Source organism: Mucilaginibacter terrae (genome assembly GCF_031951985.1).
Taxonomy (GTDB): domain Bacteria; phylum Bacteroidota; class Bacteroidia; order Sphingobacteriales; family Sphingobacteriaceae; genus Mucilaginibacter; species Mucilaginibacter terrae_A.
Genome location: NZ_JAVLVU010000001.1, coordinates 3476643 through 3492510 on the forward strand (window position 1 = coordinate 3476643; position 15868 = coordinate 3492510).

Annotated in this window: 14 protein-coding genes; 7 read left to right on the top strand and 7 right to left on the bottom strand. The window is 43.7% G+C overall.

What is annotated here, in order from left to right; all coding sequences use genetic code 11:
* Position 1: 1 nt before the first annotated feature.
* From QE417_RS14675 to QE417_RS14685, 3 genes are all read right to left on the bottom strand, one after another.
* On the bottom strand, positions 2-1552 hold the full coding sequence (locus tag QE417_RS14675) for an Rne/Rng family ribonuclease (RefSeq protein WP_311951218.1): 1551 nt from the start codon (positions 1550-1552) through the stop codon (positions 2-4).
* Between the two features lie 235 nt (positions 1553-1787).
* Positions 1788-2702 carry a tetratricopeptide repeat protein gene (locus QE417_RS14680; RefSeq protein ID WP_311951219.1) on the bottom strand — a complete coding sequence of 305 codons (915 nt, stop codon included), beginning with the start codon at positions 2700-2702 and terminating at the stop codon, positions 1788-1790.
* A gap of 8 nt (positions 2703-2710) precedes the next feature.
* Positions 2711-3034 (bottom strand): HU family DNA-binding protein, encoded by a 324-nt coding sequence (locus QE417_RS14685; RefSeq protein WP_446670069.1) that lies wholly within the window; start codon positions 3032-3034, stop codon positions 2711-2713.
* Positions 3035-3191: 157 nt separating this feature from the next.
* On the opposite strand from QE417_RS14685, the gene mutY reads away from it, so the two are divergent.
* From mutY to QE417_RS14700, 3 genes are all read left to right on the top strand, one after another.
* Positions 3192-4262: an A/G-specific adenine glycosylase gene (gene mutY, locus QE417_RS14690; protein WP_311951221.1), complete on the top strand. Its 1071-nt coding sequence runs from the start codon at positions 3192-3194 to the stop codon at positions 4260-4262.
* Between the two features lie 3 nt (positions 4263-4265).
* Positions 4266-4685 (top strand): single-stranded DNA-binding protein, encoded by a 420-nt coding sequence (locus QE417_RS14695; protein ID WP_311951222.1) that lies wholly within the window; start codon positions 4266-4268, stop codon positions 4683-4685.
* 173 nt (positions 4686-4858) lie between these two features.
* Positions 4859-5704: an aldo/keto reductase gene (locus QE417_RS14700; RefSeq protein WP_311951223.1), complete on the top strand. Its 846-nt coding sequence runs from the start codon at positions 4859-4861 to the stop codon at positions 5702-5704.
* A gap of 67 nt (positions 5705-5771) precedes the next feature.
* On the opposite strand, the gene QE417_RS14705 is transcribed toward QE417_RS14700, so the two are convergent.
* Positions 5772-6740 (bottom strand): helix-turn-helix transcriptional regulator, encoded by a 969-nt coding sequence (locus tag QE417_RS14705; RefSeq protein WP_311951224.1) that lies wholly within the window; start codon positions 6738-6740, stop codon positions 5772-5774.
* 98 nt (positions 6741-6838) lie between these two features.
* On the opposite strand from QE417_RS14705, the gene QE417_RS14710 reads away from it, so the two are divergent.
* Both QE417_RS14710 and QE417_RS14715 read left to right on the top strand, forming a co-directional pair.
* Positions 6839-9100: a TonB-dependent receptor gene (locus tag QE417_RS14710; protein ID WP_311951225.1), complete on the top strand. Its 2262-nt coding sequence runs from the start codon at positions 6839-6841 to the stop codon at positions 9098-9100.
* A 28-nt stretch (positions 9101-9128) separates the two neighbouring features.
* Complete coding sequence (locus tag QE417_RS14715; RefSeq protein WP_311951226.1) at positions 9129-10496, top strand: HmuY family protein; 1368 nt, start codon at positions 9129-9131, stop codon at positions 10494-10496.
* A 161-nt stretch (positions 10497-10657) separates the two neighbouring features.
* Here QE417_RS14715 and QE417_RS14720 read toward each other — a convergent pair whose 3' ends face one another.
* On the bottom strand, positions 10658-11848 hold the full coding sequence (locus QE417_RS14720; RefSeq protein WP_311951227.1) for a threonine synthase: 1191 nt from the start codon (positions 11846-11848) through the stop codon (positions 10658-10660).
* Positions 11849-11939: 91 nt separating this feature from the next.
* On the bottom strand, positions 11940-12836 hold the full coding sequence (locus tag QE417_RS14725) for a LysR family transcriptional regulator (protein ID WP_311951228.1): 897 nt from the start codon (positions 12834-12836) through the stop codon (positions 11940-11942).
* A gap of 323 nt (positions 12837-13159) precedes the next feature.
* Between QE417_RS14725 and QE417_RS14730 the strand changes: the two genes are divergently transcribed.
* Both QE417_RS14730 and QE417_RS14735 read left to right on the top strand, forming a co-directional pair.
* Complete coding sequence (locus QE417_RS14730) at positions 13160-13912, top strand: peptidase (RefSeq protein ID WP_311951229.1); 753 nt, start codon at positions 13160-13162, stop codon at positions 13910-13912.
* Positions 13909-14754, top strand: coding sequence for a transglutaminase-like domain-containing protein (locus QE417_RS14735; protein WP_311951230.1), 846 nt, complete (start codon positions 13909-13911; stop codon positions 14752-14754). The genes QE417_RS14730 and QE417_RS14735 overlap by 4 nt, the downstream gene beginning before the upstream one ends.
* Here the strand turns inward: QE417_RS14735 and QE417_RS14740 are convergent.
* Positions 14751-15755 carry a tetratricopeptide repeat protein gene (locus tag QE417_RS14740; protein ID WP_311951231.1) on the bottom strand — a complete coding sequence of 335 codons (1005 nt, stop codon included), beginning with the start codon at positions 15753-15755 and terminating at the stop codon, positions 14751-14753. The genes QE417_RS14735 and QE417_RS14740 overlap by 4 nt on opposite strands.
* Positions 15756-15868 lie beyond the last annotated feature (113 nt).

Sequence of the window (15868 nt, forward strand, 5' to 3'; positions counted from 1 at the left end):
ATTATAATTTAATTTCCTCATCCTTGGCGTTCAAAAAGTGGAACTCGGTGATCTGGTACGAGGGGTTACCTTTTACCTTGATCCATTGTCCGTACTTAAAGTACCATTTCATTTGGCGGCTTACTAAGCCCTTTTTAATATAAGCTTCAATGTACGGGTGTACACAAAGCGTAATACCTTTTTCGTTTTGCTCAACCAAGATGTAATTGAAGTTGTTTTCAATATCATCCATTAGCAAAATGGTTGGCCTTATGGTGCCTGTACCGTGACAGCTCGGGCAAACCTCGCTGGTTACGATATTCATTTCGGGCCTTACACGCTGACGTGTAATTTGCACTAAACCAAATTTGCTCGGCGGCAAAATGGTATGCTTGGCCCTGTCGTGCGCCATTTCATCGCGCAGGTAATCAAACAGCTCCTTGCGGTTGGTGGGCTTGTGCATGTCAATAAAATCAACAACCACAATGCCGCCCATATCGCGCAGGCGCAGCTGGCGGGCAATTTCGCGCGCAGCCTCTTTGTTTACCTGCAGGGCGTTGTCTTCCTGATTCTCCTTGTTGGCTGTCCGGTTACCGCTGTTTACGTCAATAACGTGCAGCGCTTCGGTATGCTCTATTACCAGGTATGCTCCACCGGCCAGGTTTACGGTTTTACCAAAGGCCGATTTAATTTGCTTTTCAATGCCGTAATGCTCAAATATAGGGTCGCGGTGCTTGTGCAGGCGAACGATGCTCTCCAAATCAGGTGATATTTCGTGCACGTACGATCTTATTTCCTCAAAAATTGAGTTTTCGTTTACGTAGATGTGCTGAAAATCGGCGTTCAAAATATCGCGCAACAAAGTTGATGTGCGGTCAATTTCGCCTAATATCTTTTTTGAAGGATCGGTTGCGGGTAAACGCGTCATGAAAGATTCCCACTTTGATATTAAATCAAGCAGGTCTTTTTGCATTTCGGTTACACCCTTACCCTCTGATACGGTACGGATAATTACACCAAAGTTTGCTGGTTTTATACCTTCTACAATTTTGCGCAGGCGCGTACGCTCAGTATTGCTCTTTATCTTTTTAGATATAGAGATCACATCCGAGAACGGCACCAGCACCACGTAGCGGCCGGCAATAGATAAATCGGAACTTAGCCTTGGCCCTTTTGTTGAAATGGGCTCTTTGGCAATTTGTACCGGTATAAGCTGGTTTTTGGCCAACACTTCAGATATTTTACCCGATTTGTTGATGTCGCCTTCCAGCTTTAAATCATCTAATAACTTGGTTTGGTAACTACCCCCACGTACCTGTTTAGTTAATTTGAGCAGGCTTTGCACCTGCGGACCTAAATCCAGGTAGTGCAAAAAAGCATCCTTCTCGTATCCCACATCAATAAAAGCAGCATTAAGCCCGGGCATTATTTTTTTAACGCGGCCCAGGTAAATATCACCAACAGTATAATTGTTAGTTATTTGCTCTTTATGAAGTTCAACGAGTTGTTTATCCTGTAACAGGGCAATAGTTGCCCCGTTAGGGGATGAATCGATAATTAATTCTTTTATCAACTGCTACTCCATTTCTTCAAATTGCGGCCATAAGGCCGCGTACAATATGAGGATAAAAACTTCAATAAAAAAATTGCCTGCCACTACCATAAGCAGCTGCAGGCAAACTAACCGTTGTAAACGGCTTATTTCTTTTTATGTCTGTTTTTTCTTAAACGTTTTTTACGTTTGTGGGTAGCCATTTTATGTCTTTTACGTTTTTTACCGCTTGGCATAATAATAATTTTTTAAAGGGTTAATTTTTTAATTCGTTAATATAGTTGTCAATAGTATGGCCCATAGCAGGGTCGCCCATTAATTCCTTACATTTTTGGTAAGCCTCAATGGCTTCTTTTTTCTTACCTAATTGCTTATAGCTTTCGGCTAAGTAAAAATATGGCTCAACCTTGCTTCGTTGTGCACTTTCGGGCATGGCCACCATTTTGCTAAAGCGGTCAACCGCCTTTTGAAACTGGCCCGATTTCATGGCAAACTGACCTAAGTTAAGGTTGGCTTTCCAATTATCCGGGTCTTTGGCTACCACATCAAGCAATAAGGTAATACCTTGCATCGGGCTTCCGCCTTCGGCATCGGTAATACCCAAACTGGTTTGGTTAACATAAGCTATACCTAAACCTGTTTGTGCCTCTAAATCGGCGGCTTTAATTGCTCTTGCAGCTTTAAATGCCGTGATAGCATTTTTAACCATTGCCGGTTGTACCGCTGTATCCTGGGTAAACTTGTAGGCATCGTTAAAACGGTTACCTGCGTTTATCCAGTTATCAAAGCTATTATTGGCCTGCGCAAGCGCCATGTAATAAAAAGCAGCAGGAGCTTGCTGGTTGGCAGCATCCCATGCTTTTGCAAGCTCAAGTTGCAGTTTTTGTTTTTGCGCCGGGGCCGATGCTTTTGCAAGTCCGGCCTCCAGTGCGTTTATTTTTTCAGAAGCTTCGCCGCCAATAGTTGCTTTTGCAGGTGTTGATACCGTAGCTACATCAACCTGTGCGCCTTCGTGCTCATGGTCGTGTCCTTCGTGCTCATCCTGTGCACCGGCTTTGCCAGGTGCGGCGCGCTCTTCTTTTGGCTTAACCAGCCCTTTTACGGGCTGCGCATACAAATAGCCCATAATCGCTATTACGGCAACAATTGCAACTATTTGTTTTGCTTTCATATAATGTATTAAGCTTTTGCAGTTTTAGTTTTGTTACCTGATTTTACTTTCTCAACAAAAGTTTTGGCTGGCTTAAAGCTGGGTACAAAATGCTCAGGTATAATAATTGCTGTATTTTTAGAAATGTTACGCGCTGTTTTCTTTGCTCTCTTTTTTACAACAAAACTTCCGAAACCTCTAACATATACGTTTTCACCACTCACCATAGAGGTTTTAACTACTTTAAAAAACGCCTCAACAGTCTCCTGAACGTCTACTTTCTCAATCCCGGTCTTGGTTGATATTTCAGCTATAATTTCCGCCTTAGTCATATCCTGTTTTCTATTAATAATTTTATGTAAATACTTAACTGTTTTGGGGTTGCAAAAGTATGGCTTTAATTGCAAAGTTTGAAATAAATGTGCTTTTTTTTACAATGTGTTATAACATCTATATAAAGTACTACTGCTTTTAGCGTTTACAACATGCTAATGTTTAATTTTGAAACTCATGAATTTTGCCAACGAACTGGTGCTTTGGTACCACCAAAATAAACGCGATTTGCCCTGGCGGCACACAACCGACCCTTATGTAATTTGGTTGTCGGAGATCATATTGCAGCAAACACGGGTTGAGCAGGGTATGCCTTACTTTAACCGCTTTTTAGCCGCTTACCCTAACGTAACAGCCTTTGCCAATGCCAGCGAGGATGATATATTAAAGCTATGGCAAGGTTTAGGCTATTACTCGCGCGGCCGTAATATGTTAAAAACAGCCCAACTGGTTCGCGATGAGCATAAGGGTGTTTTTCCATCGGCTTATGATGAACTTATTAAGTTAAAGGGTGTAGGTGAATACACGGCAGCAGCTATATCATCATTTGCGGTAAATGAGGCACGGGCAGTGGTTGATGGGAATGTATACCGGGTATTGGCCCGGTATTTTGGAATTGATGAACCAATAAATAGCACTAAAGGAAAGAAGCTTTTTCAACAACTGGCCGATGCGGTATTGAATAAAGAGGAACCCGGCTTGCACAACCAGGCCATGATGGAATTTGGCGCTACTTTATGCAAGCCCAAGAATCCGGCCTGCGGCATTTGCCCGGTAAGTTTGGGATGCCAGGCCTTTAAAACCAATGCCACTACTCAACTGCCGGTTAAGCTTAAAACAGTAAAAGTTAAAGAGCGTTTTTTTAACTATTTTTTAGTTTTAAACGGCAATGAAATTTTGATGAACAAGCGTACCGGAAACGATATTTGGACGGGTTTGTACGACCTGCCATTGGTTGAAACCGATACCTTGCTGCCTGCTCACGAAATTGTTACTCAACCCCTAACCCTGCATTATTTTGGTCCAAACCCGCAAGTGGAAGAGGTTTTTGGTCTTCAAAAACACATACTTACCCATCAGCGGCTCACAATAAGGTTTATAAAGGTTAAAAATCAACCTGTATATATGGAGCCGGATTGGTTTTACACCGACCTTGAAAACCTGGAAAAGCTGGCTTTACCCAAAATCGTTTTTATATTTCTAACTAATTTTTTTAAATTTGAAAACAATTCTCTTTTTTCTAACTAAAACATGTCTGGAATAAATAAAGTAATTTTGGTAGGCCACTTAGGTAAAGACCCTGAAATAAGATACCTTGAGGGTAATGTTTCGGTAGCAAGTTTTCCATTGGCCACGTCAGAAACTTTTAATAAAGATGGCCGCAAAGTTGAACAAACCGAATGGCACAATATAGTAATGTGGCGCGGATTAGCCGACGTTGCAGCCAAGTATTTACAAAAAGGTAAGCTGGTGTATATTGAAGGCAAACTGCGTACCCGATCTTTTGAAGATAAAACAGGTATAAAAAAATATACTACCGAAATTGTAGCCGAGAACTTTACTGTTTTGGGCCGCAAAAGCGATTTTGATGATAACAAGCAAACCGTTAAAAGTGAAGATGCCGATGCGGATTACGACCGCTCTACTGAGGCAGATAATCTGCCATTTTAGTATTCCAATTACAAACTTGAATATACAGCGCCTTCCGTTAATAACGGCGGGCGTTTTTTTTGGGGGGATATGGGTGATACGCTTTCGTCAGCCTAAAACCATAAAAACGGTATACCCATACTAATGCCGAACTTTTAAAATTACCTTGTGTTGTAAATTGAAAAACACAACAAATGTCATCTGCAAAATCATCATTAACTTATAAATTAGGTGGCGAGTTAGAAATTAACCGCCTTGGCTATGGAGCCATGCAATTAACCGGAAACGGTGTATTTGGCGAGGTTGCCGACCGCGAAAATGCCATAAAAGTTTTACAGGAAGCTGTTGCCAGCGGCGTAAACTTTATTGATACCGCCGAGGCGTATGGTCCTAAATTCAACGAAACTTTAATTGCCGATGCCCTTCACCCATATAAGCAAGGGTTGGTAATTGCCACTAAAGGCGGCTTTAACCGCCCCGGCCCCAACAATTGGGTACCTAACGGCGATGCCGGTTATATTCGCTCCAACATCGAAGGCAGTTTAGAACGCCTGAAAGTAGACACCATTGACTTGTGGCAGTTGCACCGCATTGACCCTAACATTGCCGTTGAGGAAACGCTAAAGCCGGTTATAGAGGCCGTTGAAGCAGGCAAGATCAAATACGTAGGCCTATCAGAAGTTAATGTGGAGCAAATAGAGCGCGTGCGTAAGTTGCTACCTATTGTATCGGTACAAAATCTCTATAACCTGGGCAATCGCCAATGGGAAGAGGTACTGGATTATACCGCCGAGCAAGGTTTAGCCTTTATTCCATGGTATCCGTTGGCATCTGGACCAGATAAGCTGGCCGAAAAAATACAGCATATTGCCGAAAAGTACGAGGCAACTACCGCGCAAATAGCTTTGGCCTGGTTGCTTAAACGTTCGGATAATATATTGCTTATTCCGGGCACCAAGTCGGTAACTCATTTGCACGAAAACTTAAAAGCGGCAGATATTGAGTTGACTGAAGAAGAATTTGAGAGTTTATCGAAATAATTACCTCACCCCGGCTTTCGTCGGTTTGGAGGGAGCTAAAAGCTGCATTTGGTAACAGATGCAGCTTTTAATTTTTATTACCTACCTCGCTTGGCCGTAAATTAAAACGCTTTTTAAAGGCAACCGTAAAATGGTGCGCGTTTTTATAACCTACAGTATCGGCAACCTCGCTAACGGTTAAGCCCGATTGCAGCAGCGACTGTGCCTTTTGCATACGCAATTCGGCCAGGTAACCAAATACAGTGTGGCCGTATGTTTCTTTAAAACCTTTTTTTAGTTTAAAATCATTAAGCCCGCTCTTTTTGGCAAGCTCATTAAGCGAGTGCGGTGTTTTAATGTTTTGTTCGAGCAATTGCTTTACGGCTTGCAGTTTTTGCAAATCATTATTAGTAGCTGGCCTCGGTTGCTCAACCGGCTCTAACAGGCTGTTTTTTAATTGTAATGATAGCAGTTCCAATATCTTCCCCTCCAGGTATATACGGCGAATGTAAGCAGGTTGTGCGGCCTTGTTAATTTCGGATATAATGGCTTTGAGTTGTTGTGTAATGGGTTGGTTCTCTGTCACAAAAATGGTTTTAGACTCGTTTGCCAAATCGCCATCATTAAAAACAGGACTTTTCCAAAATAAATGCTTTATAAAACGGCGGGTTAAGCAAACCGAAAATATACGCGTGGTTTGTTTAATGCCTGCTTCAATATTAAGTTCGGAGCAATACAAAGAATTATACTGTCCGGCTTTTAGCATAATGTTGCTCTTGTTGCCATGTGACGTGATTACCTCTCCATCCAGCAAAAAGTTCATTAACCAGCAAGAGTTGTCGCACTGCATGCTTAAGCGGCAGGGTTTATTGGCTTCTATAGTGCTTTGAAAAACGCAGGCTCCGTCAAACCATAATTCGTTTATATACAGGTTTCCCCAGGTGGCAGTACTGTGCGAATATCGTTCCTCCAGTTGCTTTAGTCCCGAAAACTCTCTTGGATATTTCAGCTGGAGATTTAAAGCCTCATGAGAGGCCGATGTGATAGTGATATTCATAAAATCCGTTAGGCGTTGATAAAAATCCGTTTAGCGTTGATGCTTTCCGGTTACAATGATACACATTTGCACTCGTTATTTTTAATCAGTCTAAATAAATGAAACTGGTATTTACCCTATTTTTTTTATTCATTACAGGTACCGCTATAGTTTTTGCCCAAAGTAAGGGGCGCGTAGCCGGCAAGGTATTAACAAGCGACGGTAAACCTGCCGACGCCATTTGCATTTTAGTAGATGGCAGGCAAGCTGCGTTAACCCAGTACAATGGAAGCTATAACTTATCGGTACCGGAGGGGAATCATCAGTTGGCTTTTAGTTTTATGAACAATGTACAACAGCAACAAAGTATTACTGTTACCGCCGGTAAAACATTAACCCTGCCCAACATCACTTTAAAAGAAACTGCTTTTCAGTTGAATGATGTAATAGTTACCGGACAGTTTGAGCCGCAATCGGTAAAAAACTCGGTATACCAGGTGCGTACAATTAATAACGAGCGTATACGACTGCGGGGCGCCAGCAACATACAACAGGTACTTAACACCGAGCTTGGCGTACGCTTTGCCAACGACCTCACCCTTGGCACTACCGATATTAACCTGATGGGCGTAAGTGGCCAGCGTGTTAAGATACTGCTTGACGGCACCCCCCTGTTAGACCGTGGCGATACCCGCGAAAGCCTTGGGCAGATAGATGTTAACATGATTGAGAAAATTGAGATTGTGGAAGGGCCTATGTCGGTTATGTATGGCACTGATGCTTTGGGTGGAGTTATAAACTTAATAACCAAAAAGGCAGCCACAGGCAATAACAGTTTACTGGTGGGCGTGCGCGTACAGGAGGAAAGTGCAGGTAAACAATACGACACGTTTAACAAAAGCGGAACCCACAACGCCAGCCTTAACTTAAAATGGCAAAACAAAGGCTGGAATGCGGGTGCCGATGTAAGCCGTAATAATTTTGGCGGTTGGAAACCCGGCAATGGCCTACAGCCCTGGCTACCCAAAAATCAATGGCTGGCTAATGCTACAGCGGGTTATGCCAATCAAAAATTTAAGGTTTGGTACCGCATAAATGCAACCGATGAAGACATTATAAGCGATGGCGCTATTAACGCCAGCACCAATGTATCAAAAGATCAGAAGTTTATTACGCACCGCTACATGCACGAGTTGCAGGGTAACACGCGCTTGAGTGATGCTTTAAGTTTTAACTTCGCCGCCTCGTACACCGATTATAGCCGACGTACACAAACTACCGAATTTAACCACGCCACCGGAACCCGCTTTTTAACTGCAACCGCTTCAGAGCAGGCTGTTGCTAAATTTGATAATACCTTCATCAGGGGTATTGCACAATACAAAATTTCGGAACATGTTAATTTGCAGCCCGGCTTTGAGGTTAACCTTACCGGCAGCACCGGCGACCGAATTTTAGGCACGCCCACTATTAATGATTACTCTTTTTTTGCCTCTTCCGAAATTGCTTTAGGCAAATTCAGCCTGCGTCCGGGTTTTAGGGTTATACACAATTCGGTGTATGATGCGCCTCCGGTTATACCATCCTTTAATGCCAAGGTTGCATTATCGCCCACGCTTGATTTGCGGGTAGCTTACGCTTACGGGTACCGGTCGCCTGCACTGCGCGAGCTATACTTTAACTTTTTTGATGCCAGCCACTCCATCATAGGCAACCCTAATCTTAAAGCTGAGTACTCAAACAGTTACAACGGCACACTATCATGGCAACTGCTAAACCAGCAAACCATTAAGCTGCGCTCAGTTGTTGGCGGCTTTTATAACCAGTTCCACAACTTTATAGGTACCGCTTTTGATGCCAGCAACGGCTCTATCACTACCTATCTTAACATCGACCGTTATAAAACCGTGGGTGGCACCATGGAAAACACCCTTACTTACAAAAATTTGCAGGCAACATTGGGTTTTTACTATACCGGCCGCTACAATCAGCTTAAAAACGAAGACCCTACCATACCCCAGCTGAGCTGGAGTCCGGAGGTAAACAGCAACATTGCTTATACCATTACCCAATGGAAAACCAGTGTAGCCCTGTTTTACAAATACACTGGCAAGCGTCCGTCTTACGAGTACATAAACAACGCCGGTACCACAACTATTCAACGGGCATCGGTATCGGCCTTTAACACGGCCGATTTTAGCGTCAACAAAATCATCAACCGCACACTCACCCTTAACGGGGGTATACGCAATGTATTTAACGTAACCCGCGTAAACAATACCTCGCAAGATAGCGGCGGTGCTCACAGTACAGGTGGTGCAGTGCCGGTTGGTTACGGCCGATCTTTCTTTTTAGGCTTTAACTATCAATTTTCTAAATAATCAAAATCAATAAACAGACTCATAAAAAATGAAAAAACTATTATCTATCATGTGTGCAATGGTCATTCTTTTTACGGCATGTAAAGAGAACGATCCGCCGTTGGCCGACAACGTTGTGGTGTTCCAGGCCGATAAGCAGGGCTTTACGTCAGACCAAACCTCGGCCGATGTAAAACTTACCCTGAGCCGCAACGTAAGTGCAGCTACCGATGTAACAGTTTCGTTAGTAGCCACCGGCGTAACTTATGGTACCGATTTTACCACGGTTCCGGCAGCATCTAATGGTAAAATAACGGTTAGTGTACCGGCAGGAAGCAACACAGCCACCATTAAGGTTAACAAAGCAGCTAACTTGTTTTTGAACGGCACCGAATCAATTGCTTTCAAAATTGAAACGGCCACTCAATCGGTATTAGCCGGAAGCGTTGCTCAGTTACAATTGAGCTTTTCATCTATCGTATCAACCGGTACCCAGCTTACGTTGGAGGGTGGAGACGGCGGTACAGCAGCAGTTAACTCGGTATACGTTGACCTGAGCGCCAATAAACAAACCAGTGTTTTACGTAACGATTGGGATCTGGGCTTTTACAGCGGTACCGATTTCAGGGTAATTCTAAATAACACCATCGGCGCATCGGCTGTGGTTGTTAATAAAACCGATATTAACAGTGTTACAGCTGCTGATGTAAACACGGCAAGCCTGGTAATTGGCTTAGGGCAGGGTACATTAGCCGCCATTGATGATCCGCAAGGAGATTTAACCAAAACCGTTATTGGCGCCGTATCTGCCACTGATGCCGATAACAAAGTTTATGTAATTAACCGTGCCGGTGGTTCGGGTATTATACTGCCCGTGGCCGATTTAATAAAAGTGCGTGTGTTACGTAACGCAACCGGTGGTTACACCCTGCAATACGCCAAATTGGGCGAAACCACGTTTCAAACTTTAAGCATCGCCAAAAACAGCGCTTATAACTTCAGGTATATATCATTTGCCAAGGGTGCGGTTGAGGTTGAGCCAGCCAAAGCCAACTGGGATTTTGTATGGGGTTACAGCATTTATTACACCGCTACCTTCCCCTATGGTTTTTCGGATCTGGTATTCACCAATTACTTAGGCGGCACACAAACTGCCGAGGTTTTAACCAGCACTGTTAGCTACGATGCTTACGCCGAAGCCAATATTGCCAATACTACCTTTTCAAGCGGCCGCAACACTATCAGCTCTAACTGGCGCGTAACAAGCGGCGGTACCGTAGGTGTAAGAACCGACAGGTTTTATGTTATAAAAGATTCGGCAGGTAACGTGTACAAATTAAAATTTATAAGCTTTGGCCCTGATGGCGGTACACGCGGCAAACCGGTGTTAACCTATGCCTTGGTTAAAAAGGCTTAAGCACTTGTTCAAACTAAACCAAACAACAAAAAGTCCTGATTACCCGCAGCATAAATTATTCATGCAAGCTGCGGGTAATACAGGCACAAATATTCCGACAATAACTTCTCTAACAAGAAGGCAGACCCGCGTAGTTACTTTCGGTTCAAAATAATTAATTCCTACTCAATCTTCAGGTTTTCCAGGTACTTATAACCACTACCGGTATTTACCAGCAACACCTGTTCCCCTGAGCCTATCCAGCCATCGGCTTTCAACTTTTTAAACGCGTGCCATAAAGCAGCTCCCTCGGGCGCTATAAGCATACCTTCGTTGGCAGCAATCTCCTTTAAGGCAGCTTCCATATTGGCATCGCTTACGGTAATGGCCGTGCCGTTACTTTGGCGCAGTACCTTCAGTATCAGTTTATCGGCAAAAGGTTTGGGCACACGCAGTCCGTTAGCTACGGTAAAACCGCCGTCTATAAATTCGGCGCTTGCGGCCCCTTCATGAAAAGCGCGGGTAATGCCATTGCAGCTTTCAGATTGTACGGTTACCATGCGTGGCCGCTTGCTCCCTATCCAACCCATTGCCTCCATTTCATCAAAAGCTTTCCAAATGCCCAGCAAACCAGTACCGCCACCGGTTGGGTACAGTATTACATCGGGCACCTGCCATTTCAGTTGCTCGGCAATTTCATAACCCATGGTTTTTTTGCCCTCCAGCCTGTACGGTTCTTTTAAGGTAGATACCTGGAACCAGCCATTGGCCGTAGCCTCCTGATGCGCCAGTTTGCCGCAATCGGCTATATTGCCGTCTACCTCAACTAAACGGGCACCGTATAAACGGCATTCATCTTTAAATACCTGAGGCGTTTTAACGGGCATATAAACATGCGCCTTAATACCGGCCCTGGCACAATACGCAGCCAATGCACCACCGGCATTACCGGCAGTAGGTGTTACCATATTGGTTATACCTAATTCCTTTGCCTTTGATACCGCCGCACCTATGCCACGCGCTTTAAATGACCCTGTAGGGTTGCCCGACTCATCTTTCCATAACACCTCACAGTCGCCGGTTATATATTCCAGGTTAGTTAGCGGCAGTATAGGTGTAAACCCCTCTCCCATGGTAACTACATTGTCGGGCGATTCGACCGGTAAAAATTCATGATAACGCCACATGTTTGCTGGCCGCCCGGCTAAAAACTCATCGGGGTTAAGGTTTTGCGGCAAATAGTACTCGGCATATAACGAGGTATTGCACTCATTTTTATAGCAAAAGGTATTAATAACGTGCGCCGGATAATGCTCATGGCATACCGGACAAACCAAGCCTTTTATAAATGAATGTACTTGTAAATCTAACATAGCGGCAACCCCTTATTAAAAAGGGTAACAGCAAATATATTTACTGAGTTTACCGGAAGGTTATACAATATATGGATAACTCATAACACCATTAGCTCAACCCGTTTTTGGCAAAACGGATAAAATTTTTGTTGAGACTAAAGTTATCGCCTTTACGGGTGATAAAGAAAAACTCGCGGATGATTTGCAGGTTTTCTACTTGTACTTCTACCAACTCTCCACGGTCAAGCTCCTTTAGCACAGCCCGCTGCGGTAAAAACCCGAGTGATAAATCTTCGAGTATAAAATTCTTTAAAGCCTCGGTACCACCCAGCCTTACACGGGTGTTTAGTTGTGCTATGCTAATGCTATGCCTTTTAAGCTCGCTACTTAAAGCCGATAAGGTGCCCGAACCATTTTCGCGCAGGGCAAGGGGTATGGTAAGCAAATCGGGTAATGATAGTATGCCCCGGGCAGCAATAGGACTGGTTGCGGCACAAACGGCAATTACCTTATCGGTGGTAAAATACTCGTATTGCAGGGTATTGAGTTTACTTTCTACCTCAACAATGGCCACATCAATCAATTTGTCGTGCAGGGCGTTGGTTATGTTTTCGGTATTGCGGTTAACCAGTTGTATGTTAATTTGGGGCAGGGCTTTGTGAAACTCCGACAGTATTTTAGGGATGATATACAACGCAACTGTAGTGCTGGCACCCAATTTAAGGCTGCCTTCGGCATCTAATTGGTTGCGTGAAATGCTTACTTCGTAATCAATCTTGCGTTCAATCTCGCGGGCCTCCTGTAAATAGGCAAATATTTTTTGCCCGGTTGCCGTAAGTTTAATGTGGTTACCGTTACGCTCAAACAGGGCAAAGTGATATTGCTCTTCCAACACTTTTATATGCCTGCTTATGGCCGGCTGGCTTATATAAAGCGCTTTGGCCGCCTTAGAGAAACTAAGGTGCGTAGCTACTTCTAAAAATACCTGGTGACTAAGCGATAACACGGCTTAAACATAGCTATTTATGTGCAATTTAAATAACCGGTAAAATGCAAAAATCACCGTAACCGGGTATTGCGCAATTCCCTCATCTGAAATAAATTTGACAGTAAGTTAATAGTGTTCCTAAATAGAAGTAGTAGATCCCTTTAGGAGAAATAGCATGTTAACAACAGGTATAGGAGCACAGGTAAGCAGCGAGTGGTTATCATGTGCTTCTTTTTTTTATCCCCCTTGTACCAACATCAGCATTAATTTTTCTTGAATAGCATATTAATTTACGCTACTTTGCGCCGCTGAATATATCCCCTGATTGAATATTAGTTGCTATGACTTACTGCTTAGGCATTAAAGTAAAAGAAGGCCTGGTGGCCATTGCCGATACACGCATAACTTCGGGTAATGATGTTACCATCAAAAAAAAGCTAACCACGCTTCAAAAACCCGATTGCTCCATATTTATCATGACCAGCGGCCTGCGCTCGGTGCGCGATAAAGCCATTGTTTATTTTGATGAGTTACTGGAGGGCAACATTGAAGAGTACAACAAAATGTATAAAGTGGTGAATGCCTTTGGTGAGCAGGTTAAACGCGTAGGCGAAGAAGACCGCGAAACATTGGAAAAGGCCGGCTTTAAATTTAACCTTAACACCATCATAGGTGGACAAATGAAGGATGATGAAGAGCACAAACTCTTCCTGCTTTATCCCGAAGGTAACTGGGTTGAACTGGGGCAAGGTGCGCCTTATGTAATAATTGGCAATGCGGCACAAGGTAAAGCCATTTTAAACCGTATATTGAACGAGGATACCAGTATGAAATTGGCACTCAAAGCCGGTTTTCTATCATTCGACTCAACCCGGATCAGCGCTGCTGATGTTGATTTTCCGATTGATGTAGCACTGTATAAAAACGGCAGCTTTGATATGATAGAGCACCATTTTGAGCAGGAAGACCTTTCGGCCGTATCGGCGCGGTGGGATAAAGAATTAAAAACAGCGTTGAAGAATATTCCAAACCAATGGATGGATACGGTGTTGAACAAAATTGGAAAGCCAACAAAAAAACGTAAAAAAGTATGAAATTCAGGGTTGCAGGCACATTAGGATACGAGGTACTTAAACCTACTACTTTTATTCTTAACATACATGCCCTGCGAACTCCCGCCCAGGCTGTGCTTGAGGAAACTTTTACGGTTGATCCCTATTATAAAATTGAAGAAATTGCACCTCAACATGGCGAAAGCCGCTTTATAAGGCTTGAGGTGCCCGAACCCTGCACCGTAAACATAGCTTACAGTGCAGTTATCGATACCTCGTTCAAGCAAACCCCTACCGCAAACCTGATCAAGGTACCCATTGCCGAAATGGATGCATCGGTGCTGCCTTATCTTTTCCCCAGTCGTTACTGCCAATCGGATAAGTTATTTCGTTTTGCAAACAACAAGTTTGGCTACATTGATAATGCTTTTGAACGTCTTTTAGCGCTAACCAATTGGATACACGACAACGTAGAATACCTGAGCGGCTCTACCAACTCGCAAACATCGGCCTATGATACCGTTGCCGAGCTGGCCGGCGTTTGCCGCGATTTTGCCCATTTAGGTATTGCTCTTTGCCGCGCGCTCGATATTCCTGCCCGGTATTTTACCGGCTATGCCTATCAACTTAATCCGCCCGATTTTCATGCCTGTTTTGAGGCCTACATAGGCAGCGAGTGGATCATATTTGATGCCACTAAACTGGTGCCACTAAATGGCCTGGTAAAAATAGCTACCGGACGCGATGCCGCTGATGCTGCCATAGCCAGCATATTTGGTGAAGTAAATTTCATGGGCATATCGGCTTCCTGCGAACTGGCTGATGATAATTTTCAGCCTGTGTTTTATGAAGGGCAAAAAATTGAGGGATTAACTTACCTTTAATTCTCGGCCGTCCACTTCTTCATAGCCTCAACAACTTGCCCGTGCGATGCTATCCACGTGGCCGCACTTTTATCCTGACTTTGGCTGATGTACCGCGCAAAGGCTGGCATGTGTCCCGATTGGCTTAGCTTGTAAAACCGTGCCGCCAATTGCGTACGGAAGAACCGGTTACCGGTTTGCTTTTGGGCAAGGCTGCCAATTGCGGCAAAAATGGCCTGCAGTTGTTCGGTAAACTTATCTGCAGGTGCAAAATAACGGCGTTTTTCAACCTCTTTAACCGCATCGGTAATGGCTTGGTTAAGCTCCAGGCTTTCAGCGCCGGGCTTTGGGGGCTTTACGCCGGCTTCTAATTTTAACCTACCGCCTTGCAAAATGCTTTGTACATTACTGTACGCCTCCTCGGCACGGTTGCCGTTGGGGGCGAGATATAAATAGCGGCAAAGGCTCAGCAATGCCGATGCGCGTTCATTTTGATGAAAGGTAACCAGGCCATACAAACGTAAATTGGCGGGTTGGGATGGAGCCAGTGTTATGGCGTTAATAGCGCTTTGTTCAGCCTGCGAATATTGTTTATTCCTAAAGTATGCCAGTCCCAAACCGTAATGCAGCGCATAATCAGCAGAGTCTAATCCAATAGCCAACTTATAATTGCTTATGGCATTAGGTGCTTGGCCCAAGCGGTCATAAATACCGGCCATTATAGTATAGCTACTTTGTAAAACTGCAGTTGAAGAGTTTGCTTTTAACACTTCTTTAAAATAAGGCAACGCTTCGACGCCTTTACCGGTTGCATTTAAGGCAAAAGCCAACTGATATTTAGCCGTGGTGTTAGCGGTATCATTTGCCAGTGCTGCTTTATACTTTTCAATAGCTGCTGCATAATTTTTTGCATTGCTAAGTTGTAAGCCTTCTTCAATCAGATCTTTCGCAGTTTGTGCAAATGTGCTTACAGCCAATATTATAAGTATTAAAAACAGTATAAATTTCAGGCAATGTTTCATTTGTAAATTTTTCAGGTAAATTGATCTACTCAAAAATATATTAAATGAGTATAACTATTCCCCCATTCTTAGCCGTATAAGCACTTTTACATTTATTCAACCGCATAAAAATT